The organism is Streptomyces sp. NPDC033270 (genome assembly GCF_055576575.1).
Genome location: NZ_JBVIRA010000012.1, coordinates 129,125 through 155,767, shown reverse-complemented (window position 1 = coordinate 155,767; position 26,643 = coordinate 129,125). Strand labels below are relative to the sequence as shown.

At 72.8% G+C, this 26,643-nt stretch carries 20 protein-coding genes; 8 read left to right on the top strand and 12 right to left on the bottom strand.

The genetic code is table 11. The features are described from left to right. Positions 1 to 4: 4 nt before the first annotated feature. Positions 5 to 1,117 carry a thiolase C-terminal domain-containing protein gene (locus ACZ5XZ_RS18840; RefSeq protein WP_468979421.1) on the bottom strand — a complete coding sequence of 371 codons (1,113 nt, stop codon included), beginning with the start codon at positions 1,115 to 1,117 and terminating at the stop codon, positions 5 to 7. A 321-nt stretch (positions 1,118 to 1,438) separates the two neighbouring features. Here ACZ5XZ_RS18840 and ACZ5XZ_RS18835 point away from each other — a divergent pair, with 321 nt between their 5' ends. Next, positions 1,439 to 2,884 carry an acyl-CoA dehydrogenase family protein gene (locus ACZ5XZ_RS18835; protein WP_468979309.1) on the top strand — a complete coding sequence of 482 codons (1,446 nt, stop codon included), beginning with the start codon at positions 1,439 to 1,441 and terminating at the stop codon, positions 2,882 to 2,884. Beyond that, a complete protein-coding gene (locus tag ACZ5XZ_RS18830; protein WP_468979308.1) occupies positions 2,884 to 3,354 on the top strand; it encodes a nitroreductase family deazaflavin-dependent oxidoreductase in 471 nt (156 codons plus the stop codon). Before ACZ5XZ_RS18835 ends, ACZ5XZ_RS18830 begins: the two co-directional genes overlap by 1 nt. A 253-nt stretch (positions 3,355 to 3,607) precedes the next feature. On the opposite strand, the gene ACZ5XZ_RS18825 is transcribed toward ACZ5XZ_RS18830, so the two are convergent. After that, positions 3,608 to 4,255: a TetR family transcriptional regulator gene (locus tag ACZ5XZ_RS18825; protein WP_384430115.1), complete on the bottom strand. Its 648-nt coding sequence runs from the start codon at positions 4,253 to 4,255 to the stop codon at positions 3,608 to 3,610. An 892-nt stretch (positions 4,256 to 5,147) separates the two neighbouring features. Between ACZ5XZ_RS18825 and afsK the strand changes: the two genes are divergently transcribed. Then, a complete protein-coding gene (gene afsK, locus ACZ5XZ_RS18820) occupies positions 5,148 to 7,745 on the top strand; it encodes a protein serine/threonine kinase AfsK (RefSeq protein WP_468979305.1) in 2,598 nt (865 codons plus the stop codon). A gap of 210 nt (positions 7,746 to 7,955) precedes the next feature. Here afsK and ACZ5XZ_RS18815 read toward each other — a convergent pair whose 3' ends face one another. Beyond that, entirely contained in the window at positions 7,956 to 8,957 is a 1,002-nt protein-coding gene (locus ACZ5XZ_RS18815; protein ID WP_468979304.1) for a hypothetical protein, read from the bottom strand. A 197-nt stretch (positions 8,958 to 9,154) separates the two neighbouring features. Here ACZ5XZ_RS18815 and ACZ5XZ_RS18810 point away from each other — a divergent pair, with 197 nt between their 5' ends. Beyond that, entirely contained in the window at positions 9,155 to 9,709 is a 555-nt protein-coding gene (locus ACZ5XZ_RS18810) for a hypothetical protein (RefSeq protein ID WP_468979302.1), read from the top strand. A 4-nt stretch (positions 9,710 to 9,713) separates the two neighbouring features. Here the strand turns inward: ACZ5XZ_RS18810 and ACZ5XZ_RS18805 are convergent, their stop codons facing one another. The 3 genes from ACZ5XZ_RS18805 to ACZ5XZ_RS18795 are packed head-to-tail and all read right to left on the bottom strand — an operon-like array spanning position 9,714 to position 12,142. Further along, a complete protein-coding gene (locus tag ACZ5XZ_RS18805) occupies positions 9,714 to 10,475 on the bottom strand; it encodes an enoyl-CoA hydratase/isomerase family protein (RefSeq protein ID WP_468979300.1) in 762 nt (253 codons plus the stop codon). Then, a complete protein-coding gene (locus ACZ5XZ_RS18800; RefSeq protein WP_468979299.1) occupies positions 10,472 to 10,954 on the bottom strand; it encodes a Zn-ribbon domain-containing OB-fold protein in 483 nt (160 codons plus the stop codon). Before ACZ5XZ_RS18800 ends, ACZ5XZ_RS18805 begins: the two co-directional genes overlap by 4 nt. A gap of 36 nt (positions 10,955 to 10,990) precedes the next feature. Continuing rightward, positions 10,991 to 12,142 (bottom strand): lipid-transfer protein, encoded by a 1,152-nt coding sequence (locus ACZ5XZ_RS18795; protein ID WP_468979296.1) that lies wholly within the window; start codon positions 12,140 to 12,142, stop codon positions 10,991 to 10,993. A gap of 105 nt (positions 12,143 to 12,247) precedes the next feature. Here ACZ5XZ_RS18795 and ACZ5XZ_RS18790 point away from each other — a divergent pair, with 105 nt between their 5' ends. After that, the gene (locus ACZ5XZ_RS18790; RefSeq protein WP_468979295.1) at positions 12,248 to 13,885 is read left to right on the top strand and encodes a FadD3 family acyl-CoA ligase; all 1,638 of its coding nucleotides are present in this window, start codon (positions 12,248 to 12,250) and stop codon (positions 13,883 to 13,885) included. Between the two features lie 31 nt (positions 13,886 to 13,916). Here ACZ5XZ_RS18790 and ACZ5XZ_RS18785 read toward each other — a convergent pair whose 3' ends face one another. From ACZ5XZ_RS18785 to afsR, 5 genes are all read right to left on the bottom strand, one after another. Next, positions 13,917 to 14,504 carry a TIGR03086 family metal-binding protein gene (locus tag ACZ5XZ_RS18785; protein WP_468979294.1) on the bottom strand — a complete coding sequence of 196 codons (588 nt, stop codon included), beginning with the start codon at positions 14,502 to 14,504 and terminating at the stop codon, positions 13,917 to 13,919. Between the two features lie 153 nt (positions 14,505 to 14,657). Continuing rightward, positions 14,658 to 16,226, bottom strand: coding sequence for a class I adenylate-forming enzyme family protein (locus ACZ5XZ_RS18780; RefSeq protein WP_468979292.1), 1,569 nt, complete (start codon positions 16,224 to 16,226; stop codon positions 14,658 to 14,660). A gap of 243 nt (positions 16,227 to 16,469) precedes the next feature. Beyond that, positions 16,470 to 16,661 (bottom strand): hypothetical protein, encoded by a 192-nt coding sequence (locus tag ACZ5XZ_RS18775; protein ID WP_468979290.1) that lies wholly within the window; start codon positions 16,659 to 16,661, stop codon positions 16,470 to 16,472. A 221-nt stretch (positions 16,662 to 16,882) separates the two neighbouring features. Further along, positions 16,883 to 17,086 carry a hypothetical protein gene (locus ACZ5XZ_RS18770; protein ID WP_468979288.1) on the bottom strand — a complete coding sequence of 68 codons (204 nt, stop codon included), beginning with the start codon at positions 17,084 to 17,086 and terminating at the stop codon, positions 16,883 to 16,885. 237 nt (positions 17,087 to 17,323) lie between these two features. After that, complete coding sequence (gene afsR, locus ACZ5XZ_RS18765; protein WP_468979287.1) at positions 17,324 to 20,260, bottom strand: SARP-family global regulator AfsR; 2,937 nt, start codon at positions 20,258 to 20,260, stop codon at positions 17,324 to 17,326. A gap of 257 nt (positions 20,261 to 20,517) precedes the next feature. Between afsR and ACZ5XZ_RS18760 the strand changes: the two genes are divergently transcribed. Beyond that, positions 20,518 to 21,750 carry an amidohydrolase family protein gene (locus tag ACZ5XZ_RS18760; protein WP_468979284.1) on the top strand — a complete coding sequence of 411 codons (1,233 nt, stop codon included), beginning with the start codon at positions 20,518 to 20,520 and terminating at the stop codon, positions 21,748 to 21,750. A 201-nt stretch (positions 21,751 to 21,951) separates the two neighbouring features. Beyond that, a complete protein-coding gene (locus ACZ5XZ_RS18755) occupies positions 21,952 to 22,449 on the top strand; it encodes a hypothetical protein (RefSeq protein WP_468979282.1) in 498 nt (165 codons plus the stop codon). A 25-nt stretch (positions 22,450 to 22,474) separates the two neighbouring features. Here the strand turns inward: ACZ5XZ_RS18755 and ACZ5XZ_RS18750 are convergent, their stop codons facing one another. Continuing rightward, on the bottom strand, positions 22,475 to 25,312 hold the full coding sequence (locus ACZ5XZ_RS18750) for a toll/interleukin-1 receptor domain-containing protein (RefSeq protein WP_468979281.1): 2,838 nt from the start codon (positions 25,310 to 25,312) through the stop codon (positions 22,475 to 22,477). 285 nt (positions 25,313 to 25,597) lie between these two features. On the opposite strand from ACZ5XZ_RS18750, the gene ACZ5XZ_RS18745 reads away from it, so the two are divergent. Beyond that, a complete protein-coding gene (locus tag ACZ5XZ_RS18745) occupies positions 25,598 to 26,470 on the top strand; it encodes a DUF4231 domain-containing protein (protein WP_468979278.1) in 873 nt (290 codons plus the stop codon). The last annotated feature ends 173 nt before the right edge of the window (positions 26,471 to 26,643 follow it).

Below are 26,643 nucleotides of genomic sequence, written 5' to 3'. Positions count from 1 at the left end.
CTCGTCAGTCCCGTCCCAGCACCACCGTCCCCGACGAGCAGAACCAGCCGCCTGTTCCCGAGGCGACCGCGAGCCGCGGCAGTGCCCCGTCGGCCCGGTGGACCTGGCGCTGCGGCCCGGCCTCGCCGCGGAGCTGGCGTACCGCCTCGACCAGCAGGAACAGGCCGCGCATGCCGGGGTGGCAGGCGGCCAGGCCGCCACCGTCGGTGTTGACCGGCAGCGCGCCGTCCCGCAGCAGCCGCCCCTTCTCGACGAACGCGCCGCCCTCACCCTTGGCGCAGAAGCCCAGGTCCTCCAGTGTCACCAGGGTCATATAGGTGAAGGCGTCGTAGATCTGCGCGAGGTCGATCTCGGCGGGGCGGACACCGGCGCGGTCGAAGGCGAGGCGCCCGGAGACCGCCGCGGGCGAGACGGTGAAGTCGTCCCACTCGGACATGGTGGTGTGGGAGACCGCGGTGCCCGAACCGAGCACCCACACCGGGGGCTTGGCGAGGTCGGGCACGCAGTCCTCGGCGACCAGCAGGACCGCGCAGCCGCCGTCGGAGCGGATGCAGCAGTGCAGCTTGGTGAACGGGTCGGCGATCATCGGGCCGGAGAGGACCTCGTCGACCGTGATCGGGTCGCGGTACATGGCGTCCGGGTTGGCCGCCGCGTTGGCCCGCGCCTGGACCGCGATCTGGGCCAACTGCTCCAGCGTGGTGCCGTACTGGTGCATATGGCGGCGGGCGGCCATGGCGTACTTGGCGATCAGGGTGTGCCCGTAGGGGACCTCGAACTGGAGCGGGCCGCGGGCGCCGAAGGAGAGGTTCGCGGTGCGGCGGCGGGCCTTGATGTCGGCGCGGGCGGTGGAGCCGTAGACCAGGAGCACGGCGCGTGCCTGGCCGGCGGCGATCGCGTCGGCGGCGTGCGCGGCCAGCACCTCCCAGGTGGCACCGCCGACCGAGGTCGAGTCGACCCAGGTGGGGCGCAGCCCCAGGTACTCGGCGACCTCGACGGGGGCGAGGGTACCCAGCCCGGCCGAGGCGAAGCCGTCGATCACCGACCGGTCCAGGCCGCTGTCGGCGAGCGCCCGGCGGGCGGCCTGCGCATGCAGGGCGTACGGGGTGGCCCGGTCCACGCGACCGCAGTCGGAGAGGGCCACCCCGGCTATGGCGACCCGGCGATGCCCCGACGGAACCCTTGATGTCGCTGACGGCGCTGAAGTCACCGACGGACCTGAAGCCGCTGGCGTCACTGGCGGCACGGACGGCGCTGAAGACATGGATCTGACGGTACATCAGATACGCTCGGGCGGGCAGGGCGTATCGGGCACCCCCGGGAATCGGGCAACCCCTAGGAAAGTGCACCCCCCGTCCCTACTATGACGCCCCGTCAGATCGGAAGCCGGGGCCCGTTCGGACCGGACGGGCGTTGTCGCACGGCCGGGAGGAGCCCGCCGATGGATGCCGCGTTCACCGAGGAGCAGCACGAAATCCGCCGTACGCTGCGCGAGCTGCTGCACAAACGCTGCGGCCCGGACGAGGTCAAAGCGGCGGTACGCACCCCGCCGGGCTACGACGAGCAGCTGTGGCGCCAACTCGCCGCACAGTTGGGGCTCCCCGGGCTGGCGCTGCCCGCCGCGTACGCCGGGGTGGGCTGCGGACCCACCGAACTCGCCCTGGCCTGCGAGGAGACCGGCCGCGCCGTACTCCCCTCGCCGCTGATCGCCACCGCGGCGCTGGCCGCCCCGCTGATCCTCGCCCTGGGCAGCGCACGGCAGCGCGCCGAGCTGCTGCGCCCTCTGGCGACCGGGGAACTGACCGGGACCCTGGCCGTACCGGGCGGACGGCTGGCCACCGCGCTGGCCCTGACCGGCGCCAACGACGGCGACTGGGCGGGCGGCGGCCGGGCCGGCGGCATCCAGGCGCGGCGCGTGGCACCGCAGGGCGCGGCACCCGGGCCGAAGGGCGCTGAGGGACCGGGGGCGGGCCCCGGCTGGCGGCTGTACGGGGAGGCCGGGCAGGTGCTGAACGGGCACACCGCGGAGGTACTGGTGGTCGCCGCGCACACCGGCGGCTTCGCGCGCAGCCGCACACTGCTCTTCCTCGTACGGGCGGACGCCGTCGGACGAGCGGACGCCCAGGTGCGCGGCGAGGGGTCGGCCGGCCTCCGGGGGCTGCTGCGGACCCGGCAGACCGCGCTGGACGAGACCCGGCCCCAGGCGCGGCTCGAACTGCGCGATGTCCCGGCGGAGTTGCTGGGCGAGGGAGCGGGCGAGGGCGAAGGGGCCGGGGAGGCCGACGGGGCGGCGGTCGCGCGGGCGCTCGCCGCGACCGGTGCGGTGGCCGCCGCGACGCTGGCCGCCGAGGCGGTCGGGGCCGCCGATACGGCGCTGGCCCGGACCGTCGCCTACGTCCGGGAGCGCGAGCAGTTCGGCCGGCCCATCGGTTCCTTCCAGGCGGTCCAGCACCGGCTCGCCGACCTGTATGTGTCGCTGCAGGCGGCGCGCTCGGCGGCGTACTACGCGGCGTGGTCGGCGGGGCGCGGACAGTCCGGGGAGCACGCCGCCGCCCCGTACGGTCCGCCCGGGGCGGCCGAGCCCGGGGTGGCCGCGCTGGCGCTCGCGCAGGCGCTGGAGACGCTGCGGGCGGTGGCGGCCGAGGCGGTGCAGCTGCACGGCGGCATCGGCTTCACCTGGGAGCACGAGGCGCATCTGTACTTCAAGCGCGCGGCCTGCGACGAACTGCTGCTGGGGCCCGTGCACCGGCTGCGCGCCCGGGCCGCCGAGGAGGCGGGGCTGTTCCCCGGCGGGGCGGGCGCCGTGGACGGCGGCGGTGCGGCCGGGGCCGCACCGCCGGCCGGTGCGCCGGCGACGGGCCGTACCCGAGAGGCGGTCGATGCGTGATGCCGGCAGGTGAGCGGCTGGTGCAGAGGGTCTCGGCGACCCGTGCGTTCGCCCGGGTCGCACCGCACGTCATCCCGGCGCTGGACCGCGCGGTGCACCGGCTGACCCGCGGGAAGGTGCTGCTCAGCGCCCGGATGCTGCCCGGGCTGATCCTGACCGCGACCGGCGCCAGGAGCGGGCGGCCGCGGCGTACGCCGCTGGCCTGCGTGCCGCAGGAGGACGGCGGCTGGCTGCTGGTCGGCAGCAATTTCGGGCGGCCGGGCCATCCGGCCTGGACGGGAAACCTGCTCAGGAATCCGGAGGCGGAGGTGAGTTGGCGGGGTCAGGACATCGCCGTACGGGCCCGGTTGCTCACCGGTGAGGAGCGGGCGCGGGCGTGGCGGGCGGCGCTGGCGTTCTGGCCGCCGTACGCCGCGTACCAGGCGCGGGTGGAGCGGGAGATCCGGCTGTTCCGGCTGGAGCGGCGCTGAGCCCGCCGTACGCGGACCGTTGCTACGCACACACAGCGGGTGCCCCGGCGTACCCCTTGGGGGACGGGCGGCACCCGCTGTGTGTGCGGTACGGCTATGGCAGGACGGAATACAGGACCGATACGGGCCGACGGCGAACCGGCTTGGTCACAACGGCACTTCGGGGCGCGGCTGTTGCCTGGCCGCTCCCTCGGTCGCCGGCGCGGTTGCCTGGTGGTGGTTCCGTTAGGAAGTCCGCTTCATATGGTCCGCTTCATTTGGTGGGCTTCTTGCCCGTGATGCCGAAGTGCACCAGCAGCGCCAGATTCGGCTTGAGCTCGGCCTGCTTGACGCCCCAGCTCTGGAAGCCCTTCTGGTGTCCGGCGACCGCCGCGAGCATCGCGACGATGGAGCCGGCCATGGCCGCCGCGCTCACGTCCTTGTCGACCTTGTTCTTGCTCTGGAGTTCCTGGATGGAGTCCGTGAGCGAGTTGGTGACGGCGTTGAGGATCTTCATGCGGATCTTGTAGAACCGCTTGTCGCCCTCGGCCGCACCCAGGTCGACGACGCGGAGAATCGCGTCGTGCTTGCGCCAGAAGGAGAGGAAACCCTCGACCAGGTCCTCTGCCGCCTGCCAGCCGGACTTGCCCACCCAGGAGCGTTCGGCGACAAGATCGGTCAGAGTGGCGCCTTCCTTGGCCATCTCCTCGGCGATTTCGAGGACGGCTCCCTCGACGTCCGGGAAGTACTGATAGAACGTAGCGGGAGAAGTCCCCGCTTTTCGGGCCACATCGATGACCTTGACGTCCCGGTAGGGGGACGAACTGAGCATTTCACTGAGGCAGTCGAGAAGCTTTTGCCGCGTCGCCTGTCCGCGGCGGCCAGCAACTCTGCCGTCGACGGTTCGAACTTGTCCTGTCATGCCGTCAGCTTACCGAGGGGTGATCGGAGCGCGATTTGACTGCCTGCAAATGGGGATGGGGAGTTAGGGGTGCGCGCTCCCCGGCGAGTGCGCTGGTGGCGGGCCTGCTGAGGGTGGTGGATTCGGTGCGGAGGCTTGATCCGAAGCGGTGAATGGCCTTATCAACAGGCTGTGGACAACTTTGGTGGATAAGCGGTCACTGTCCGTGCATGAAATAGGCAATCGCGGACGCCAGTTGGGCGCCCGGCGCATATATCGCGTAACGCCTCCGCTTTCTCGCGCGGAATCGACCAGTATCCACCGGAATCGAGTTCGTGTTCGATTGATTGTGTTTGATTACTCGGCGAGCGCGCGACGCGAACCGGCGCTAGCTTGGACATATGGCCACCACGGCGGCCGGCGATAGCCCCTGCGCGGACGGCGATCGCCACACCGCGCGCGTGTTCTGGTGCCGAAGTGGCCCGCGGCGGCGCAGAATTGAGACGTCGGGCAGGGGAGGGTGACGGGGGGCGACGAGGGGTAACGGCGGGGGCATGGCCGGCCGGCCGTCGAAACGGAGCGGTGAACGTCCGTATATCGGGCGGTGTCGCGCCCGGGGGGAAGCGGCAACTCATCGGTAACCCCCAGGTGGCCACCCGTCGGCGGACGTATCGGAGCACGTCAGGCCAGGTTGGGTTACGTCGGGTAACGGGCCTGTTGCGGGTCGCGGGGGGTATGCCATGACACGGCGGACAGGCCCCGGGTTCGCAACCGTCGGCTCGGCCAGGAAGAATCACCACGCGGACGGCCGTTTCGGCCAGGCGGTGAGACGCTGCATCGGGGCAGTGGCTCTCGGCGGCTCGTGGCTTTTGAGAGTCTCTTTTTTTACGCCCCACGGGGAGGTGGCAGGCAAGTGGTGGAGCAGCTGAAGCAGCTGACGCAGCACGATCCCCGGCGGATCGGGCCGTTCGAGGTGCTCGGCCGTCTCGGGGCCGGCGGCATGGGACTGGTCTATCTGGCGCGCTCGGCGTCCGGCCGGCGTGTGGCGATCAAGACGGTGCGTACCGAGCTCGCCGAGGACCAGCTGTTCCGGGTCCGCTTCACACGCGAGGTCGAGGCGGCCCGCGCGGTCAGCGGCTTCTACACCGCGGCGGTGGTCGACGCCGATCCGCGCGCCGCGGTGCCCTGGCTGGCGACGGCGTACGTCCCCGCGCCCTCCCTGGAGGAAATAGTCAATGAGTGCGGGCCGCTGCCGGCCCAGGCGGTGCGCTGGCTGGCGGCCGGCATCGCCGAGGCGCTGCAGTCCATCCACGGCGCGGGTCTGGTCCACCGCGACCTGAAGCCGTCGAACGTGCTGGTCGTCGAGGACGGCCCCCGGGTGATCGACTTCGGTATCGCCTCCGGGGTGTCCAACACCCGGCTGACGATGACCAACGTGGCCGTCGGCACGCCTGCCTACATGTCGCCCGAGCAGGCCAGGGACTCGCGCAGCGTCACGGGCGCGAGCGATGTCTTCTCCCTCGGCTCGACCCTGGTCTTCGCCGCCACCGGGCATGCCCCCTTCCACGGCGCCAACCCCGTCGAGACCGTCTTCATGCTGCTGCGGGAGGGCCCCGACCTGACCGGGCTGCCGGACGAGCTGCGTCCGCTCCTGGAGTCCTGTATGCAGATGGAGGCCGGCCACCGCCCGTCCCCCGCCGATCTGCAGTCCCAGCTCGCCCCGCACCTCTTCGGCTCCGGCAGCGACGACAGCGGTACGGCCTCGGCCTGGCTGCCGCCCGGTGCGGTGGCGCTCATCGAGGGCCGGCGCGGCGGGCGCTCCGCCGTCCCGAAGGACACCCAGCGGGCCGGCTCCGGGCGCGCCGCCAACCGTCCGGCACCCGTGCCGCCGTCGGCTCCCCCGATGCCCGCACCCCGGCCCGTACAGGTGCCTCCGCGGCCCGAGAGCGCCCCCGCGGGTGCCGCCGCGGAGTCCGGCTGGCCCGGTCGGATCGGCGCCGGTCCCGGTGCGGCGCACCGCGGCGGCGACCCGAGGGGCAACCCCGGCCCGATGCCGCAGCCCGCGGCGCTCGGCCCGGACATCTCCACGGCCCGCATGACCCCGGTCTCCGCGGCGCCGCCCGCCGCCGCGCCGCCCGCTGAGGGCGCCGCCGGTCCCGTACACCTCGGCGGCTCGCCCGCCCCGATAGGGCCGGGGCCGCGCGCCGACGCCCGCGAGCCGCAGCCGCGCGGCCAGGCCGGTGCCGCGACGAACTGGGTACGGCCTCCCGGTGGCGGCCCGGCGGCCGGTGCGGGGCAGCAGGACGCCCCGGCGGCAGAGGGCGCCGCGCCGCAGCCCGCCACCCCGCCCGAGGCGCCGTCCGCCGAGCCGGGCCGCTGGCGCCCCTGGCGGTTCCGGATGTCGAACGATGTGTGGGGCACCCCCGCCGTGGACGGCGATCTGCTCTACGTCACGTCCTTCGAGGTGCACGCGCTCGATGTGGCCAGCGGGCGCCGCAGGTTCAAGACCCGTGACGTCGCCTGGGCGATGGCGGTCGCGGACGGGCGGATCCACGCCTCGGACGGTCCGAGCCTGTACGCGCTGGACGCCGTCGACGGCACCGAGCGCTGGCGCCTGAACACCGAGGGCTGGGTCTACGCCCTCAAGGTCGACCGCGGGACCGTCGTCACCAGTACCCGCGGGGGCGGTGTCCAGGCGTGGGAGGCCGCCACCGGCGAGCTGCTGTGGGAGATCGGTGGCGTCCAGACCGACTTCGAGACCGCCGAGGCCGGCCCCGTGGTGCACGAGGGCACGGTGTTCGTGTGGGCCGACGCGCGGCTGAAGGCGCTGGAGGCGCGTACCGGCGCCGAGCGCTGGTCGTACCCGGTGGGCGACGTGGCGGCCTGCGGCGGGGTGCCGATGCGGCTGCTGCCTGCGTCGGACGGCGCGGTCTACGTCGTGGCGGGGACGCGGGTGCTGGCGATCGACATCGCGCGTGGCGAGGTGCGCTGGCACTTCGAGGCACCCGCGGTGTTCCTGAGCCCGCCGGCCTTCGCCCCCGGACCGGCCGTCACCGGCGGCGGGGTCTATCTGGCGGACTATCTGGGCACGGTCTACGCGCTGGACGCGGCGGACGGCCGCGACCGCTGGCGGATCGCCACCGAGGCCCGGCAGTCCGTCGAACCGGTGCTGGTCGCGCACGGCGCGGTCCACCTGGGCAGCGGCAAGGCGCTCTACACCCTGGACGCGGTGACCGGCACCCCGCGCTGGCGCTTCCAAGCCGGCGCGGAGGTCGTCGGCGCACCGGTCGTCGCCGAGGGCCGGGTGCACTTCGGCTCGGCCGACCACTGTCTGTACACGCTCGATGCGATGGGCGGCCAGCTGCGCTGGAAGCTGGAGACCGGCGGCGAGATCACCGGCTCGCCGGTGGCCGTCGGCGGGGTCGTCTACGCGTGCAGCAAGGACCGCTGCGTGTACGCGCTGGACGCGGCCAAGGGGACGGGGCTGGCGCGACGGGCGTCGCCGACGTAGCCGCGCGAGGGGGGAATACGGCTCCGCCCTCGTCTGGTTGTGGCCCCGCAGGGGGCGTCCGCGTCCCCTAGGGGATGTGTTCGCCCCCGCCCTAGGGTCCCCCCGCGCCGCGACGCCCCGGAGCCCGCGCCTCCCGGACCCTCGTTTCCCGTCGCCCCGCCCCGCCCCGCCCCGCCCCGCCCCGCCCCGCCCAAGCCCGTCTCCCCGCCCCTACTCCCGCTCCTCCGGGGGCGGTTGGGGCCTGTCGCGTTCGGGTTTCCAGGGTTGCTGCGGCTGTTGAGGCTGCGGCCGGCGGTACTCCTGGCCCCATTCCACCGGGGGCGTGGGAGGCAGCCGGCGGGACGACATGGTCGGCGGTGGCTCCTGGGGTTGCTGCTGAGGCCGTTGCTGGGGCTGTTGCTGGGTGTGTTCCTGGGGCCGTTGCTGCCGGGGCCGCGGAGAGAAGGGCCGCCGTTGCCGTTCGGTCGGGGGCGGCTCGGTCACCGGCAAGGGGGCGGTCGGAGTGTCGCCCTGCTCCCGGTAGGGATCGCCGGCGCTGCCCGCAGGCGGTCCGGGCGGGCCCGCGGCGTACGGCTCGGGGTCCCACTCCTCCGCGCCCGGGCGGCCCGCGTCCCACGGTTCGGGCGTCCCCGGCGGGTAGGCGGCCGGCGGAGCGGGCCTGCGGCTGTCGTAGGGGGCGTCGGGTCCGTAACGGCCGTAGTACCCGTCGTCGTACTGCCGGTCGTCATAGCGCCGGTCGTCGTAGTACCGGTCGTCGTGGCGCCGGTCGTCGTCCCGCCGGTGGGCGCCGCGGCCGTATCCGACGCGGTCGCGGCCCCGCATGATCAGGGCGCCGAGCAGCAGCAGCGCACCACCGCCCAGCGCGTTGGCCACGCCCACGCCCAGCCCGCGGGCCCCGGCGGTCAGCTCGCTCGCGGCCTGCCCCTGGCGGACCATCCACAGGATCGTGAAGCCCAGGACGACCAGGCCCGCGAGGGCGACCAGCAGCCGGGAACGCAGGGCGACGCCGATCAGGGTCAGCAGCGCGGCGAAGGCCATGGGAAGCAGGACGGAGCCGAAGAGGGGGGCGGCTTGGGGGGTGATGCCGTCGAAGAGATCCTCGATCCGGATGTCTCTGCCGTGACGGCCGTCGTACCAGGGACGGAAGGGGCTCCAGACGGCGGCCGTCGCTCCGACGAGGGCGATCAGGGACCCGAGAACGTTGCGCACCACGGGCGTCGCCTCGCTTCGGATTGTCCTGTTCGTCCTCCGTGACCGACGCTACGCCTGCCCCTCTGCACTCGCTAGACAAGTACGGCCACCCGCGTAGCAGGGGCCTGCGGGGGCTGTCACCGGCTCTTGCTAGGGTGCCGTGCACGCGTCAACCCATGGGGTGGCGGAGCTCAGAGGTTTCCACGGGGGACGGTCGGATGAAGCAGCGCACACGCACAGGCATGGGCATCCGCGGCGGTGCCCGTACGGGTATCAGGGTGACGGTCGCTGGCGGGCTGGTGCTGGCCACGGTCGCCACGGTCAGTGGCTGTATCAGCAGGCCACGGGTTCACGTGCCGACGAACCTGTCGAGTCCGTCGTCCTCCAGCAGTTACGACCCGTACGGCTCGACCCCTACGGGATACCCGTCGGACACCTACTCGCCCTCGCCGACCCAGGAGACCTTCGACCCCGACGGGCGGAACGACGTCAGCGGCAGCAACTGCGACTTCTCGAACTCGCTGCGCCAGTTCACGTACACGGTCTCCATCACCAACCCGTCGTCCACCGACAGCTTCTCCTACGACATGGCCGTCAACTGGATGAAGGCCAGGCCGGCCGACGGCAAGGCGTACGGGCTGCACGAGCGGTCCATCATCGTGGGCCCCGGCGACACCGAGACCTACACCGCCAAGTACACGGTGAACCAGTCCTCCATCGGGCAGTTCTGGTACACCTGCCAGATCACCCGGGCGCAGAAGACCCGGATGTGACGGGTCAGCGGGCCGGGTCCCGCTTCCGGGCGGCGAACAGCTCCGCCTGGCGCTCCGGGGGCAGACTGCCCAGCGCGATCAGCTGAGGGGCGTGCGCCAGGGCCTGCGCTCTGGCCGCCTCCTTCGCCGCCCAGAGGGCGCGTACGGTGCCCTGGACGGCCCCGGTCGGCTGCGCGGCGACGACGGCCGCGCGGCGCAGCGCCACCTCGGCCGCGGCGCCCGGTGCGGTCACCTCGGAGACCAGGCCGATCTCGTAGGCGCGGGCGGCGCCCAGCCGCTCGGCCGTGCCCATCAGGGACAGCCGGGCGATCTCGCCCAGGGGCATCCGCTGCGCCATGTGGATGGACTCGTACGCGCTGACCATCCCGTAGGTGGTGTGCGGGTCGAAGAAGGTGGCGGTCTCGGAGGCGATGATGAACTCGGCCTCGCCCAGGAGGTAGAAGGCGCCGCCGCAGGCCATTCCGTCGACGGCGGCGATGACCGGCTTCCACAGGTCGTTGGCCTTCGGGCCGATGCGCAGCAGCGGGTCGTCGAGGGAGTAGGGGGAGGGCGGCTGGGGGACGTCGACCGAGCGGTCGACACCGGTGCAGAAGGCCCGGCCGCCGGCGCCGGTGACCACCGCCGCCCGTACGGAGTCGTCGAAGCGGAACGCCCGCCAGGTAGCGGCGAGTTCCGCGGCGGTGTCGAGGTCGATCGCGTTGTGCCGCTCGGGCCGGTCGAGGGTGACCAGCGCGACGCCGTCGGTGGTCTCGATGCGCACCGTCACGGCCGCTCCAGGGTCCAGCGGGGCACGGTCACGCCGCCGGGCATGGCGTGGAAGACGGCCTTCACTGGGGCGCCGATGCGCAGCCGCGACGGGGCGACGGAGTTGAGGGGGGCGTCCGCGCCGGTGACGAGGTTGCCGACGAGGCGGATGCGGGGGGCCTCGGCCAGCTCCACGATGATCGCGTTGTAGCCCGGGAGCGCGGCGTAGGCGGGCAGCAGCGGCGGGTGCGGCAGCACATAGGACCAGATGCGGCCGCGGCCGGTCATCCGCTGCCAGTGGGCGGCGAAGGACTGGCAGTGCGGGCAGCAGGGCCGGGGCGGGAAGCGCGGTTCGTCGCAGTCGGAGCAGGCCTGGATGCGCAGTTCGCCCCTGGCGGCGTACTCCCAGAAGGGTGCGCCGTCCTCGTCGGGGACGGGAAGCAGCAGGTCGGCGTGGTCGCCGGGGCCGTTGTCAGTGGCGGGTGCCACGCTGGGTGTCATGGACCTACGAACGGACTCGGGTGCACTCATCGCGCCTCAACTCCTCAGCAGCAGGGCCGAGGTGGGGACGCCCTCGCCCGCGGTGACCAGGCAGGTGGTTGCGTCGGGGACCTGCGCCGTGCTGGTGCCGCGCAGCTGTTTGACGCCCTCGGTGATCAGGTTGAAACCGTGTACGTACGCCTCGGAGAGGCCGCCGCCGCCGGTGTTGAGGGGGAGCCGGCCGCCGATCTCCAGCGCGCCGCCTTCGGTGAAGGCCGCTCCCTCGCCGCGTCCGCAGAAGCCGTAGCCCTCCAGGGAGAGGGGGATCAGGGGGGTGAACGCGTCATAGATCTGGGCCACGTCGACGTCCTGCGGGCCGAGGTCGGCGCCCTTCCACAGGTGTCGGGCGGCGGTCCAGGCGGGGCCGGTGAGCGGGTCGTCGTTCCAGTAGTTGACCATGCCGTGGTGCTGCGCGGGCAGGCCCTGGGCGGCGGAGTGGAGGTAGACGGGCCGCCGGCGGCAGTCCCGGGCGCGCTCGGCGGAGACCACGACGCAGGCCAGCGCGCCGTCCGTCTCCAGGCAGTTGTCGAAGAGGCAGAGCGGCTCGCTGATCCAGCGGGCGGTCATATACATCTCGCGGGTCAGCGGGCGGTCGTACATGATCGCGGCCGGGTTCTGGTTGGCGCGGTTGCGGCAGGCGAGCGCGACGTTGAAGAGGTGGTCGCGGGTGGCGCCGTATTCGTGCATATAGCGGCGGGCCAGCATGCCGATCTCGTCGGCGGGGCGCAGCAGTCCGAAGGGGCGGGTCCACTGCCCCGGGGTCGGCAGCTGGACCTGGGTGTTCTTCCAGGGGCGCGGTCCCGAGCCGCGTTTGCGGGACCGCCAGGCCACTCCGACGCTCGCCTGACCGGTGGCGATGGCGGCGGCCAGATGGGCCACCGTCGCGCAGGAACCGCCGCCGCCGTAGCCGACCTTGGAGAAGTGGGTGACGTCCCCGGCGCCGATGGCCTTGGCTATCTCGACCTCGTCGGTCTCCTCCATGGTGTACGAGGCGAAGGCATCCACCTGGGAGGGGGCGATCCCGGCGTCGTCCAGTGCCGCGACGATCGCCCGGCAGGCCAGGGTCTTCTCGGATTCGGGCAGTCGCCTGGCGAACGGGGTCTGCCCGATGCCGGCTATCGCCGTAGCGTCCTTGAGGGTCGCTGCCATCGCCACCTCCGTGGCCGGTCGCCAGTGCTGACAGCGGAGGAGGCTACCGCTAATCTGACGGACAGTCAGCTAGTGGTGGTCGGCTCTTTGGCGGGAGGCAGTGCGATGCACGACGACGTGGACGCGCGGGCGGACCTGGCGTACGGCGTCATCCCCCGGCTGGTGCGCGAGGCCGCCCGGCGCCACGGCTCCCGGGAGGCCGTCGTCGAGGGCCGCACCCGGGTCTCCTACGCCGAGCTGGGCGAGCGGGTGGAGCGGGCCGCGGCCGCCTGCATCGCCTCCGGAGTCGCGCCCGGCGACCGCGTCGCCGTATGGGCACCCAACACCCTGGACTGGATCGTCTCCGCCCTCGGGGCGGTGACCGCCGGCGCCGTCCTGGTCCCCGTCAACACCCGCTTCAAGGGCGCCGAGGCCGCCTACGTCCTCGCCCGCACCCGCGCCAAGCTGCTCTTCGTCACCGGCACCTTCCTCGGCACGTCCTACGTCGCCTCGCTCCGCCGCGCCGCCCAGGAGGGCGGCGGACACGGCCCGCTGCCCGGACTGCCGCACCTGCAAAAGGCCGTGGTGCTCTCCGGCGACGCCCCGGCCGGCTTCGTCACCTGGCGGGACTTCCTCGCCGGCGGCGCCGCCGTCCCCACCGGGGCGGTCCGCGACCGGGCCGACGCCCTGCGCCCCGAGGACCCCTCGGACATCGTCTTCACCTCCGGCACGACCGGGCACCCCAAGGGCGCCGTGATCACCCACGCCCAGACCCTGCGCGCCTACGACGTCTGGAGCGAACTGGCCGGCCTCCAGGAGGGCGACCGCTACCTGATCGTCAACCCGTTCTTCCACACCTTCGGCTACAAGGCCGGGGTCATCGCCTGCCTGCTGCGCGGCGCGACGATGGTTCCGCAGCCGGTCTTCAGCGCGCAGACCGCACTCGCCAACATCGCCGCCGAGCGGATCTCCGTCCTCCCCGGGCCGCCCACCCTCCATCAGCAGCTCCTCGACCACCCCGACCGCGCCCTGCACGACCTGTCCGCGCTGCGCCTGGTGGTCACCGGCGCCGCCGTCGTCCCCCTGGAGCTGGTCGAGCGGCTGCGCGGCGAGCTGAAGATCTCCACCGTGCTGACGGCGTACGGCCTTTCGGAGAGCTCGGGCATCGTCACGATGTGCCGCCGCGGCGATCCGCCCGGCGTGATCGCCGCGACCTCGGGCCGCGCCCTGCCCGGCACCGAGGTCCGGGTCGTCGACCCCGAGGGCCGGCCGACGGCGCCCGGAGACCCCGGCGAGGTGCTGGTCCGCGGCTACCACGTGATGTCCGGCTACTTCGAGGACCCGGCCGCCACGGCCCGCGCGATCACCCCCGACGGCTGGCTGCGCACCGGCGACGTGGGCACCCTGGACGCGGCCGGCAACCTCCGGATCACCGACCGCATCAAGGACATGTTCATCGTCGGCGGCTTCAACGCCTACCCCGCCGAGATAGAGCAACTCCTCGGCCGCCACCCGGACATCGCCGATGTCGCCGTCGTCGGCATACCGGACCCCCGCCTCGGCGAGGTCGGCAAGGCCTACGCGGTCCGCCGCCCCGGCTCCTCCCTCACCGCCGACGACCTGATCGCCTGGTCCCGGCGGGAGATGGCCAACTACAAGGTCCCGCGCGAGGTCGCCTTCGTCCCCGAACTCCCGCGCAACGCCGGCGGCAAGGTCCTCAAGACCCGGCTGCGCGACGGCGCCCCGGGCCCCGCGCCCGCCTGACCCGCCCGGCTCCGTCCCGAAGAGGCACGCCCTACGACGCCGGTGGCGTCCAGTCCGGCCGGCGGCCGCTGAGCGCCACCACCTTGGCCAGGAGCGGGGCGTCCCCGGGCACCGCGACCACCGCGCCGAACAGCGGCCCGCCCGCGCCCTCGGCCCAGGACGACAGCAGCGCGTGGGAGACCTGGAGGCTGTCCGCGTCGGGCGCGTAGTCCTGGCCGGTGGCGCGCGCCAGGTCCCAGCCGTGCACGACGAGCTCATTGAGCGCGATCCGGCCCGCCACGGCGCCCGGCAGGGGCACACCGCCCGCCTCGGTCTCGCCCTGCCACGCCTCCGGGGCGCGCCAGGACTGGGCCATGCCATCGAGGTTCCGGTCCAGTTCGGCGCGCCAGCCGGGCCCGACATCCGGCCGGAACGCGTCGGGGGAGGTGCCGGTCGTCGGCCCGAGCTCCTTGCGCGCCACGTCCTGGAAGGCGGCGGCCAGCCCGACGAGATGGCCAAGGAGGTGGCGTACGGCGTACTTCTCGCACGGTGTGGGCGCCTGGAGCTGCTCCTCGGTGGTGTGCGCCGCGAGCTGCGACACCAGCCGGGTCTGCGCGCCGAAGTCGATCATCTCGGTCATCGTCCCTGGTTCCTTCCGCCCTGGGGGCCTGCACTACGGTCCGGGGCCGTCCCTGCCGGCCCCGCCCCTGTTAGTGAAGACTCCGCGGCCTCGCGGAACTCATCGCCGCACCGCCGAAGACCCTCGCGCGGAGCACCGGCTACGGGACAGCCCTTAGGGGGTGTCCGCAAAGGGGGTATACCGCTCCCGCAGCGCCGCCTTCAGGACCTTGTTCAGCGGGCCGCCGCGCGGCAGCTCCTCGGTGATCTCCAGCTGCTCCGGCAGCTTCTGCGTCATCAGCCCGGCCGCCCGTAGATGCGCGGTCAGCGCGCCGAGCGTGAGCGGTGGGGCGGCCGGATCGGCGGGCGTGACCACCGCGCACACCCGCTCGCCGCGTTCCCGGTCCGGCAGCCCGATCACCGCGGCCTGCGCCACCGCCGGGTGGGTGTGCACCAGGTCCTCGATCTCCTGCGCGGAGATGTTCTCGCCCTTGCGGATGATGATGTCCTTGAGGCGCCCGGTGAGCACCAGGTGGCCGTCGGGCCGCAGTCGCCCCAGGTCACCGGTGTGGAAGTAGCCGTGTGCGTCGAAGGCCTCGGCGGTCAGCGCGGGGTCGGTGTACCGCCGCAGGAGCATCGGCCCCTTGAGCGTCACCTCGCCGGTCTCGCCCGTCGCGGCCTCGCTCCCGTCCGCCCGGGCGATGCGTATCCGCGCCCCCGCCACCGGCCTGCCCACCGTCCGCGCCAGCTGCTCGTCGCTGTCGTACGGCGTCCCCATCGCGATCATCGGGCACTCGGTCATCCCGTAGCCGTGCACGATCGCGCACTGAAGCTCCCGCCCGGCCGCGGTATACAGCTCCGGGGCCATCGGCGCCCCGCCGCCGGACAGCAGCCGCAGCGAGGGGATCAGCCGCCCGGCGTTCGGCTGCTCCTTGCGGTAGCGCCGTGACTCGTCCGCGAACGCCTGGTAGAAGGCGGTGCTGCCGCCGGCCATGGTGACGCCCCGGCGCCGGTAGACGGCCGCCGCCCGGCCCGGCTCGAAGCTGTCCAGGATGACCGCGGGGAAGCCGCTGACCAGCATGGCGATGACATAGTCCGGGCCGGCGATATGCGCGTAGGGGAAGGCGATCGAGCCGATGTCCCGCGTGGACATGCCGAGCGCGGTGGCCAGGCCCACCCCGCCGGCGATGAGCGTGGCATCGGTGTGCTCGACGCCCTTGGGCGACGAGGTGGTACCGGACGTGTAGTAGATCCAGGTCGTGCGGCCGTCCGCGCTCGCCGGCGCCGCCGGGCCCAGCCCGCCCGGATCGCCCACCGGCAGTCCGCCCGCCACCGAGACCACCCGCACCCCGTCCCCGGCGAGGTCGCGCACCATCGCGGTGTGGTCGAACCCCCGCCAGGCGCCCGGCACCAGGACGTACTCCGCCGCCGACTCCGCCAGGACGAAGCCGACTTCGCGCTCCCGGTGGAGCGGGATGACGGGCGTCTGCACGGCTCCGAGCCGGGCCAGCGCCAGCGAGGCGACCACGGTCTCGATCCGGGTCGGCAACTGCCACGCCACCCGGGTCCCGGCCCCTATCCCCAGCTCCCGGAACCCGGCCGCCACCCGCAGCGCCTCGTCGCGTACGCCGTCGAAGGTGACGGTCCGGCCGTCCCCGTCGAAGAACATCGGCGCCCCGCGCGAGGCCCGCGCCCGGTACTCGACCAGTTCCCAGAGCGTCTGCACACGAGCGGTTTCGAACACGGCGCGCCTCCTGACTGCGAGCAGGGCGGTACGGGCCCGGCCGGGGCCCTCGCCGGGCCGGGTGGCGCGACTGTACCAACGAAACTGACGGAGCGTCAGAGTCAGGGGGAGGGGGGTGCGTGGTGCCGCGTGCCGTGAGGCGATAGGGGAGTGGTGGGGAAAAGCGACGGCAGCGGGGCCATGCCCTGGGCATGGTCTCGCTGCCGGCTCGCTGTGCGGATGGGTGCCGAAGTGCCCGGTGGATCAGGCGTGGTGGCCCTCGGGCGCGATGTCCTCGGCGGTGCCGAGGTTCCCGGTGATCGGCACGTGGTGATCGAAGGTGGAGATCTCGCCGGGCCGGGCGTGGTGGGAGTCGGCCGTCGCCGGTGCCGCGGCCGCGGCCGCGGCGGCGAGGGTGAGTGCGGCGAGGACAACAGCCTTGCGTGTGCGGGTCATGCCGGTTCCTCCGTGACGGATGGCGTGCTGGTGCGTGTTGTGCGTAGAGAGTAGAGAGCGACCGGCGCTGCACGAGCGTGTGTTCGAACGCGTGGCCGGAAAGTGCCGTGGCTCGGCCGGATGCCGAATTCCGCGCGGATACGCCGCAGGGGCCGCTTTCGATGGCTCCCCTCCATGCCATCGAAACGGCCCCTGCGATCCCCCGAACCTTGTTGCGGTTCTTACTTGGGCTCGCCCAAGGCATCGCCGAGCGGCTTGCCGATGGGCTGGTGGTGGTCGAACGTCGTGATCTCTTCCCCGGGCGTCACCGGCTGGTCCTTCTTGCCGGCGATACGGCGCCCGTTGGGGCCGAGGACGGGCTGGTGGTGGTCGAGCGGCTTGATGATGTCCCGCTCGTCCGGCTGCTGGGTGTTCTCGGTGGCCAAGCTGATCAACTCCAGTGTTTGGGCGCTTGATACCGGTACACCCAGCCGGCGACTCCCCCGTGGGTCGCCGGTCAGGTGCATCGGGGCCGAACACCATAACGGTGGGGCCAACTCACCGAACCGCTTGCCCCCCGAGGCGGCGGGTCGGTAAGTAGAGATTGGCGTGACGCGATGAACGATCGATAAACGTCCGCGTCTACCTCCGCCGCCGACCGCCCGTGCCGGCGTCGTTGCTGGTCATACGGTCGCGACGGGGCGCAGCAGGTCCTGCACCACCGCGCACTCCGCAGAGCCCAGACGCTCGAAGACCGCCAGCGCCTCCTGCCAGCACACCCGGGCCCGCCCGGACTGCCCGACTCCGTCCAGCGCCCGCCCCAGCAGCGTGAGGACGTTGGCGTGCCACCACTCGCCGCCGATGGCGCGCAGGGCGGTGAGCGCCTGCTCGGCGTGGTTGGCGGCCTGCGCGGGGTGACCGGCGGTCAGCTCGGTCTCCGCCAGCCGGAAGTAGGTCATGCCCTCCCAGAAACGCTGCCGGCTCGCCTGGAAGATGGCCAGGGCCTTGTTCAGCTGCTCGGTGGCGTCCTCCAGCCGCTTGGCGCGGGTGAAGGCCAGACCGAGCGCGTACATGCCGTTGGCGAGCCGGCGGGTGGCGCCCAGTTCCCGGTAGATCGCGATGCCGTCCTGCGCCAGCCGGACCGCGGTGTCCACCCGGTCCGTGGCCAGGTGGACCCGGGAGAGGTTGCACAGGGCGCTGGCTTCCGAGGGCTTGTTGCGGTCCGCGCGGAAGGCGGTCAGCGCCTGGGTCAGGTAGGCCTCGGCGTCGGCGTGGCGGTTCTGCGAGTTGGCGATGATGCCGCGGTCGTTGGGGGCGTAGGAGGAGGCGAACGCGTCGTCGGTCGCCAGTCCGAGGAGCATGGCCGACTGGGCGTGCTCGTCGGCCTTGTCGAACCGTCCGGCCAGGGTGTGGACGTTGGTCAGCGCGACGTGGATGCGGGCCTGGGCGCGCTGGTCGTCCATCGTGCGCGCGGCGTCCAGCAGCGCCATGTTGACCTGCTCGTACTGCCGGGAGTCGGCCCCCGACTCGGCGAGGTCCTGCGCCAGCAGCAGCAGGTCCGCCGCGCGCCGCAGGGTGGCGGGCCCGGCGGACTGCTGGGCGCAGGCCATCAGGCACCGGGCCTCCCCGAAGAGCCATTCCAGGGCCCCTATGCGGTCGGTGAAGACCAGTCCCGCGTACTGCGGGCGCGCCATGTGGTCGGCGAGCCGGTCGCCCGGACGCTCCAGGGTGTAGACCTCCTTGGCCGTGGCCAGGTAGAAGTCCAGCAGCCGGGAGAGCGCCGCGTCCCGCTCCGCCGGCGGCTGCTCGTCGCGTTCGGCGCAGGCCCGGGCGTAGAGCCGGACCAGGTCGTGGAAGCGGTAGCGGCCGGGGGCGGCGGACTCCAGCAGACTCGCGTCGACGAGGGACTCGATGAGGTCCTCCGCGGACTCCAGGTCCATGTCCAGGAGGGCGGCCGCGGCGGCGAGCGAGATGTCCGGGCCGTCGGCGAGGCCCAGCAGCCGGAACGCGCGGGCCTGGTGGGGCTCCAGCTGGCCGTAGCCCAGTTCGAAGGTGGCCGTGACGGCGAGGTCGCCGGCGCGCAGCTCGTCCAGCCGGCGTCGCTCGTCGGCGAGCTTGCGGGCGAGGGTGGAGACGGTCCACGTACGGCGCGCGGCCAGCCGGGAGGCGGCGATACGGATGGCCAGCGGCAGGAAGCCGCAGGCGCCGACGACGGCCATCGCGGACTGCCGTTCGGCGCTGACCCGCTCCTCGCCGACGATGCGGGTGAAGAGGTTCAGCGCTTCCTCGGGGCTCATCACATCGACGTCGATCAGGTACGCGCCCGCCAGGTCGATCAGCCGGGCGCGGCTGGTGATCAGTGCCGCGCACCCCTCCTGCCCCGGGAGCAGCGGCCGCACCTGGGCGGCGTCCCGGGCGTTGTCGAGCAGCGCCAGCACCCGCCGCCCGGCCAGTGTGGAGCGGTAGAGCGCCGAGCGCTCCTCCAGGCCGTCCGGGATGGAGGCGTCGGGGGTGCCCAGCGCACGCAGGAAGGCACCCAGCACCGCTTCCGGTTCGGAGGGGGTGTGGCCGGCTCCCTGGAGGTCGACGTAGAGCTGGCCGTCGGGGAAGTGTTCGCGGGCGGCGTGGGAGACGTGCACGGCGAGGGTGGTCTTGCCGACGCCGCCGATGCCGGTGAGCGCGGAGACCGCCATCACGCTGCCCTCGGCGGTGGCGAGCTGCCGGCCGAGTTCGGAGACGAAGGCGCTGCGCCCGGTGAAGTCGGCGACCGTGGCCGGGAGTTGCTGGGGGCGTACGACGACACGGTCGGCGGCGTCCGGCCCGTCGATGACGACGGGCGGCGCGTCCAGGTCGGCGTCCGCCCGCAGGATGCGCTGCTGGAGGTCGGAGAGCGAGGCGCAGGGGTCGACGCCCAGCTCGTCGGCGAGGAGCCGCCGGGTGTCGGCGTAGACGGCGAGCGCCTCGGCCTGCCGGCCACTGCGGTACAGCGCCAGCATCAGCAGTTCGCGCAGCCGCTCGCTCAGCGGGTGGGCGGCGGTGAGCGCGGTCAGCTCGGAGACCGCCTCGGTGTGGCAGCCGGCCTCCAGGACGAGTTCGAGGCGGGTCTCGGTGAGGGACAGCCGCCATTCCTGCAGGCGGGTGCGCTGGGTCTCGGCGTACGGGCCGGCCAGTCCGGCCAGCGGCTCGCCGTCCCACAGTGCCAGCGCCTTGTCCAGGAGTTGCCGGGCGCGGCTGCGGTCGCCGGAGGCCTTGGCCTTCTCCGCCTCGGCCGCGTAACTCTCGGCGTGGTCGTGGTCGAGGTCCAGGGGGCGGCCGTCCACCGGCCGGATCGCGTAGCCGCCGGACTCGCTGACCAGTGTCTCGGCGTCCTCGCCCAGCGCCTTGCGGAGGCGGGAGGCGTAGGTGCGCAGCGCGGCCAGCGCGGCGTGCGGCGGTTCGTCGCCCCACAGGGCGTCGACGAGCTCGTGCGCGGTGGCGGTGCGTCCGCCGCGCAGCAGTAACGCGGCGAGCAGTGCGCGCTGCTGCGGGGAGCCCGCTGCCAGCGGCGTTGCGCCGCGCCAAGCCCGTACGGGACCGAGCACGGTGAAGCGGAGCCGCTCCCGACCCGGACCGTCGTCCATGGTGTCCCCCTGCCCTGTGCCAAATTGACCACGCTGTATGCACGTTCTCGCTGTGTGCAACGGCCAGTCTGCCTTGTCACGCCCGCTTCCGTCAGTAGGGGTCCGGACCGTGCACAAAGCCTCCTCGGCTGCTGGGGGCGGGGGCGGGGCGGCGCACGGCGGGGTGGCGGAGCCGTGACTTCCGCGCTCCTCGCCGTTCCCCGGCGGCGGCCCGCAGTTTACTGACGGATCGTCAGATCGGCGCTACGGTATCGGGTATGGCGACCTTCCCCAAGATCATTTCGGTGGACGACCACACGGTGGAGCCCCCCAACGTCTGGCGGGACCGCCTCCCGTCGAAGTACCACGACATCGGCCCGCGCATCGTTCGCGCCCCCCTGAAGGAGATGACCTTCGTGGGCGGGAAATTCGCCCCCAAGATGGGCGCCCCGGGTGACGACGGGCCGATAGCCGACTGGTGGGTCTACGAGGACCTGCACCGCCCCCTGACCCGGCTCGACACCGCCGTCGGCTACGACCGCGACGACATCAGACTGGAGGGCATCACCTACGAGCAGATGCGCCCGGGCTCCTTCAGCGTCCCCGAGCGCCTCGCCGACATGGACGTCAACCACGTCCAGTCCGCCCTGTGCTTCCCCACCTTCCCCCGCTTCTGCGGCCAGACCTTCACCGAGGCCAAGGACCGCGAGCTGGGGCTGTTGGGGGTGCGGGCGTACAACGACTGGATGGTGCAGGAGTGGTGCGGCCCGCAGGCCCGGGGCCGCCTGATCCCCCTCACCCTCATCCCGCTCTGGGACGCGGAACTGGCCGCCGCGGAGGTGCGGCGCAACGCGGCCCGCGGCGTACGCGCGGTCTGCTTCAGCGAGATCCCGCCGCACCTGGGCCTGCCCAGCATCCACACCGACTACTGGGACCCGTTCCTGCGCGCCTGCGACGAGACCGGCACGGTCGTCGCGATGCACATCGGCTCCTCGTCGAGGATGCCGTCGACCTCCGCCGACGCCCCGCCCGCCGTGGGCTCCACCATCACCTTCGCCAACTGCTGCTTCTCGATGGTCGACTGGCTGATGAGCGGCAAGTTCGACCGCTTCCCCGGCCTGAGGATCATGTACGCCGAGGGCCAGATCGGGTGGATCCCGTACATCCTGGAGCGCGCGGACGTGGTCTGGGAGGAGAACCGCGGCTGGGGCGGCGTCGCGGACAAGGTCCTGCGCCCACCGTCCGAACTCTTCGCCGAGCACGTCTACGGCTGCTTCTTCGACGACGCCTTCGGCCTGCGCAACCTGGACGCGATCGGCGCCGGCAACGTCCTGTACGAGACCGACTACCCGCACTCGGACTCGACCTGGCCCAAGTCCAGGCAGGTCGGCGAGGCCCAGATGGGCCACCTCCCGCCGGACGTGGTGCGGCGCATCGTCCGGGGGAACGCGATCGAACTGCTCGGGCTCACGCGGGACGGGCTGTGGGGGCCGTCGGCGCCGGTGGCATGACCCCTCCTGGCTGCCGCCCATGGGCGAGGGGCAAGTCGGGCGACCGCGCCTCTCCCGGTCCGCGGCCCGCTTAACATGTCCAGGTCAACTGATCACGGCGGGGGGAACGGGGGAGAGCGGTTGGCTTTCTTCACCCCCGCGGCCGAGGCACGCCGCATCCGGTCGGCGGCCCCTGCCCGGCCACATCTGCAAAGGAACGTCATGCGTTTCCATCGAACACTCGCCATCGTCGGAACCGCCGTCGCCCTGGCATCGGTCTCCGCCTGCGGGCTGCCCTCCGCGGACTCGCCCCAGGGAGCGGGGGAGTTCCTGAAGTCGGCGCTCGGCTGCAAGGTCGTGGACATCGCCTCGCCCCACGAGGTGCAGCAGGTCGAGGCCATGGGGATGACGGGCATCAACGGCGGCGGCGAGTGCGACGACCCGGTGGGCGGCGGCGGTGACGTCGACTTCCTGACGGTCGAGGACATGGAGGCGTTCCAGACCGCCATCAAGGGCGACGAGGACGAGCAGGACGACCTCATGATCGGCGACGACTTCGCCGTCGACCCGGGCAGCGACGAACAGCGCCACAAGCTCCTCAAGGCCGGGCTGCTGTTCCTCAACTGCACCTCGGACTTCAAGGCGCCGGAGGGCGTATCGGTCGACGACGGCGAGATCGACGGCTGCGTCACGACCGACTACTCCAAGGACCTCGACTGAGGTCCTCTCGCCCGGGGCCGCGCCGTCAGCCGCAGGTGGGCCGGGCCGGCGGGGTGGTCCCCACGTAGCGGCGCCATTCGGCGTCGGTCAGGCCGCGGCCCCCGGCGATCCGGCAGAGGCCGTCGATCCAGGAGTCCACGGAGAAGTCCCAGGACAGCACCTCGCCGCCCTCGGTGGCGGTCCACAGCGTGCCCGCGTCGTCCACCACGAACCCGGTGTGCTCGCCGATGCCGCGGTTCCCCGACAGCGTGCGGGGCGGGATCGGAATCTCGGGGCCGCCCATCCGGTCGCCGGTGTCGACGTCCCAACGGGTCAGGGTGCCGCTGTCGGTCAGGGTCGCGACCGTACGGCCGTCCCCGCTCACGGCCACCCGGACCCCGTTGGGCTCGTCGCTCTGCCAGCGCAGCCGCCGCTCGTCCAGGTCCCAGCGGGCGAAGGTGTGCTCGGCGCCGTCGAGGAACAGCGAACGGCCCTCGGTGGTCAGCGCGAAGGAGTCCACCGCCTCTCCCGGCAGGCGCGCCGTCTGCACCTTGCGCCCGGTAGGGAGGGCGTAGACGTCGATGGCGCCCTCGGCGTTCTGCACCGCGGCGCCCCGCCCATCGGCGCTCAGCGAGGACAGCCGCGGCCGGGAGGGATCGGCGGATCCCGGCGGGACCACGATCCGGGTGCGACGCGCCGACGGGTCGGCGAGGTGCACCGCGCCGTCGGCCGTGGTCACGGCCAGGGCGCCCGCCCCGAGCGGGGCGATCTCGCGGGTGGCGTCGTGGACGCCCTCCCCCGCCCCGGAAAGGGCGATCGTGCGCCGCTTCTCCAGGCGCCTGCCCACGATCCGCCATTCCTGGATCTCACCGTCGGTCCCCGCGTAGAGCGTGCGCCCGTCGCTGCCGAAGGCGACGCACTCGTAGTACAGGGCGTCCCCGCCGACGGCGATGCCGCCCTTCGGGCTCCAGACGTGCAGGTCCTCCTTCGGGTCGGACTCCGGCTCGCTCTCCAGCCGGTTGCTCCAGGCGATCCGGCCGCCCGGACCGGTGGCCAGCGGTGGAGCGACTGCCATGTTCTGCATGTCGACGAGGGAGAGCCCGTGCGTGTGCGCGATCCGGGACGCCTGACCGAGGTTCCACAGCGCGGCCGTCCGACCGTGCGCGGAGGCGAGCCTGCCGCCCGTGGCGGAGAACTTCAGCAGCGTGGGCCGGCCGACGCCGGTGAGCCTGCGGACCTGGTTGGGCTGCCCGTCGGTCTCCCCGTCCTCCTCGCCGTCGGCCTCACCGTCGACCACCGTGATGCCGGACGCCGTCCCGACGGCCATCCGGCTGCCGTCGGTCAGCGCCAGCATCTGCGCCTCCTCGTTGGGGAGAACGGGGAACTTTCCGCAGGTGTCGGCGAGAGCCTCGTGACCCTTGGCCTTCGGCAGCCCCGTGCTGGTGAAGATCCCGTATTTGAGGTATCCGAAACAGTGCCCCCCGGAGGACACGGCCACCGCGGCCTGATTGCCCGGCAGCATCAGCTCCCTGCTGTCCATGAGCGTGCGCAGGTCGGGCACGGTGTACAGGGCGCCGCCGCCGACCGCGTCGCGGACCAGCAGATAGCTCTCCTGGTTCTGGAAGACGACCAGGCTGCCCCGGTGGCCGGTGCGCTTCGAACGGAACCTCTTTCGGGCCTGCTCGTAGAGCGTCACCGTGCCGTCCTCGTCCGCGACGGCCAGATTCCCGCCCATGCCGAACTGCAGCGAGGACACCGCCGTCGGCATCGGCGCGAGCCGCCGCAGCTCCTTGCCCGCCAGGTCGTAGACCCCCAGATTGCCCTTGCCGTCGCCGACGGCCAGGCGCCTGCCGTCCTCGCTGAAACCCGCCGCCGTGATCCGGCCGGGCAGCGCCGTACGGGCGCGCACCGCGCGGCCGTCGCTGCTCCACACCGTCACCGCGCCGCCCTCGTCCCCCACGGCGACGGCACTGTCGTCCCCGCTGAAGGCCAACGCGCCGATGTCCTTCGCGCTCGAGACCGTCCTCACCAAGTACGGGCTGTCGGTGGCGAGCCGGTTCAGCGCGGCGATGGCCTCGGGCGACTTCTCCATGCGGTACGCCTCGATGCCCAGCAGCGAGGCCAGCCTCAGGTTCCCGTCCTTGAGGTTCAGCGCGGTGGCCGCCAGCTGCCGCGAGGTCGCCAGCCGGGCCTGCCTGCGGGCCTCGTCCCGCTGCAGCACCGCCACCACCGACGCCGCGCCGGCGAGCACGGCGAGCGTGGTGATGACGGCGAGCGCGCCCCGCGCCAGCCGCCGGGTCTTGCGGTGCTGGGCGACGTCCGCGCCGATCAGGTCCTCTTTGGGACGGCCGTGCAGGGGCGCCGCCAGATCGGCCACACACTGCTGGAACCGGGGGTCGCGGAGTGAGCCGGGGTCCTCCTCCGACATCCAGCGCAGATCGACCCAGCGCGGTTCGTCGGTGAACATGCCCGTCATGGTGCGCGGCAGACACGTGGTGCGCTCCCAGTCGAAGTCCCCCCGCGCGTGGTCCCACACAAGCTCCCCGCCGGTGACGGCGATGAGCATCTTCCGCGGCCCCAGGCCGGTACGCCACCAGTCGACCTCCTTCTGCACCCACACCGAGTCGGCCGAACCCGGGCAGGCCAGCAGGACGAAGGCGCCGGAATCGGCGAGCTGACGCTCGATCTCCGGCCACAGCCCCGGATTCGCGGACAGCGAGGCCTTGTCGAGAAAGACGCGCAGCGCGCGCAATTGCCGCCAGCTGCGGGCGAAATTCTGCAGCCCGCGCCGCAGATGGGCGGCCTTCGCGCTGTCCGACGCATGGTGATAGGAAATGAAGGCATCATTCCGGTACGGCCGCTCCGCCGCGTTCCCGTCTCCCATTCCCTCTCCCCCGTCCGTCGGACCGCCCCGGCCCGCCGCCGGAGTCCGGTCGCCGCATCATCCTCATCACTGGATGCGCCCGCAACGGGGCATGGGAGGCAGGTGGTTGATGTGGAAGCGCTCCGTGCCGCCCGGTGCCCGCGAGGCCGCGAGGACGTCCGCCGTCCGACCGTGGCCCGTAACCTCACCATTCCCCGCCCGAACGCCCCCGATCGCCTCTAGACTCCTCACTCCTCCGATATTTCGGACGCATGCTGCGAGTGCGAGGGGCGGGCGGGGCTGCGGATGAACGAGGTGCGCACACTCGGCGACGGGGACTTCCCGGCAGTGTTCCGATCGGCGGACACCGCTTCCCTCTCGGGGCAGCGGCGCTATATGACGGGCACGAAATGGCGACTGCTGCTGGCGATCGCCGCCGCGGCCTGCGCGGTGTCGAGCGCGGACGCGGCGGTGGCGATGGTGCTGCTGGCGTTCCTGGCGACCGTCTATTTAGAGGTCTGGATGCTCACCGACCGGCCGGAGCGGGCCTGGTACGACGGGCGGGCCCTGGCGGAGTCGGTGAAGACGCTGTCGTGGCGGTACGCGGTGGCCGGCGACCCGTTCCCGGTCACCCTGCCCTCGACCGACGCGGAGCGCAGGTTCCACGAGCGGCTGGAGGTCCTGCTGCGGGAGGCGCCGAGCGACAGCCTCGTCCCGGTCGGCTCGATGGCCGCGACCGAGACCATGGGCGAGCTGCGCCGAAGCCCGTTCGCGGTCCGCAAGCAGGCGTATCTCACCGGGCGGATCGCCGATCAGCAGGACTGGTACGGGGCCAAGGCGGCCATGAACATCACGCTCGCCCGCCGCTGGCGGATCGGCCTGATCACCGTGGAGGCACTGGGCGTGCTCGCCGCCGTACTGCGCCTGTTGGAGATCGTCACCTTCGACCTGCCCGGTGTGCTGGCGGCCGTGCTGGGCGCCGGGGCCGCATGGTTCGCGGTACGGCAGCACGAGTCGCTGGGCCGGGCCTACACCTTCGCCGCGACCGAACTGAGCATCGTGCACCAGCGGCTGTCCGTGGTGCACGACGAGTCGGAGTGGGCCCAGGAGATCGCCGACGCCGAGGAGGCGATCAGCCGCGAGCACACGATGTGGCGGGCGTCCCGCGGCGCGGTGTAGGCGGGCCGGTTCGCAGCACGTGCCCGGTGGGCCCTGACCAGGTCGAACGGCCCCTCCAAAGCCGCGTCGGAGCCCACGTCGTGCCGCTCCACCTCGTACGGCGCCCCGGCCCGCGGCATCCATGACCTGACCCGTGATCCGCGGGGCGAGACGCCCCGCAGGAGTGGCATCGG

What these genes read in the sequence shown, in the direction of transcription:
- ACZ5XZ_RS18835 (WP_468979309.1), top strand. Translation starts at nt 1,439, where the DNA reads ATGGATGCCGCGTTCACCGAGGAGCAGCACGAAATCCGCCGTACGCTG.
- ACZ5XZ_RS18830 (WP_468979308.1), top strand. Translation starts at nt 2,884, where the DNA reads ATGCCGGCAGGTGAGCGGCTGGTGCAGAGGGTCTCGGCGACCCGTGCG.
- ACZ5XZ_RS18825 (WP_384430115.1), bottom strand. Translation starts at nt 4,255, where the DNA reads ATGACAGGACAAGTTCGAACCGTCGACGGCAGAGTTGCTGGCCGCCGC.
- ACZ5XZ_RS18810 (WP_468979302.1), top strand. Translation starts at nt 9,155, where the DNA reads ATGAAGCAGCGCACACGCACAGGCATGGGCATCCGCGGCGGTGCCCGT.
- ACZ5XZ_RS18800 (WP_468979299.1), bottom strand. Translation starts at nt 10,954, where the DNA reads ATGACACCCAGCGTGGCACCCGCCACTGACAACGGCCCCGGCGACCAC.
- ACZ5XZ_RS18795 (WP_468979296.1), bottom strand. Translation starts at nt 12,142, where the DNA reads ATGGCAGCGACCCTCAAGGACGCTACGGCGATAGCCGGCATCGGGCAG.
- ACZ5XZ_RS18790 (WP_468979295.1), top strand. Translation starts at nt 12,248, where the DNA reads ATGCACGACGACGTGGACGCGCGGGCGGACCTGGCGTACGGCGTCATC.
- ACZ5XZ_RS18785 (WP_468979294.1), bottom strand. Translation starts at nt 14,504, where the DNA reads ATGACCGAGATGATCGACTTCGGCGCGCAGACCCGGCTGGTGTCGCAG.
- ACZ5XZ_RS18775 (WP_468979290.1), bottom strand. Translation starts at nt 16,661, where the DNA reads ATGACCCGCACACGCAAGGCTGTTGTCCTCGCCGCACTCACCCTCGCC.
- afsR (WP_468979287.1), bottom strand. Translation starts at nt 20,260, where the DNA reads ATGGACGACGGTCCGGGTCGGGAGCGGCTCCGCTTCACCGTGCTCGGT.
- ACZ5XZ_RS18760 (WP_468979284.1), top strand. Translation starts at nt 20,518, where the DNA reads ATGGCGACCTTCCCCAAGATCATTTCGGTGGACGACCACACGGTGGAG.
- ACZ5XZ_RS18755 (WP_468979282.1), top strand. Translation starts at nt 21,952, where the DNA reads ATGCGTTTCCATCGAACACTCGCCATCGTCGGAACCGCCGTCGCCCTG.
- ACZ5XZ_RS18750 (WP_468979281.1), bottom strand. Translation starts at nt 25,312, where the DNA reads ATGGGAGACGGGAACGCGGCGGAGCGGCCGTACCGGAATGATGCCTTC.
- ACZ5XZ_RS18745 (WP_468979278.1), top strand. Translation starts at nt 25,598, where the DNA reads ATGAACGAGGTGCGCACACTCGGCGACGGGGACTTCCCGGCAGTGTTC.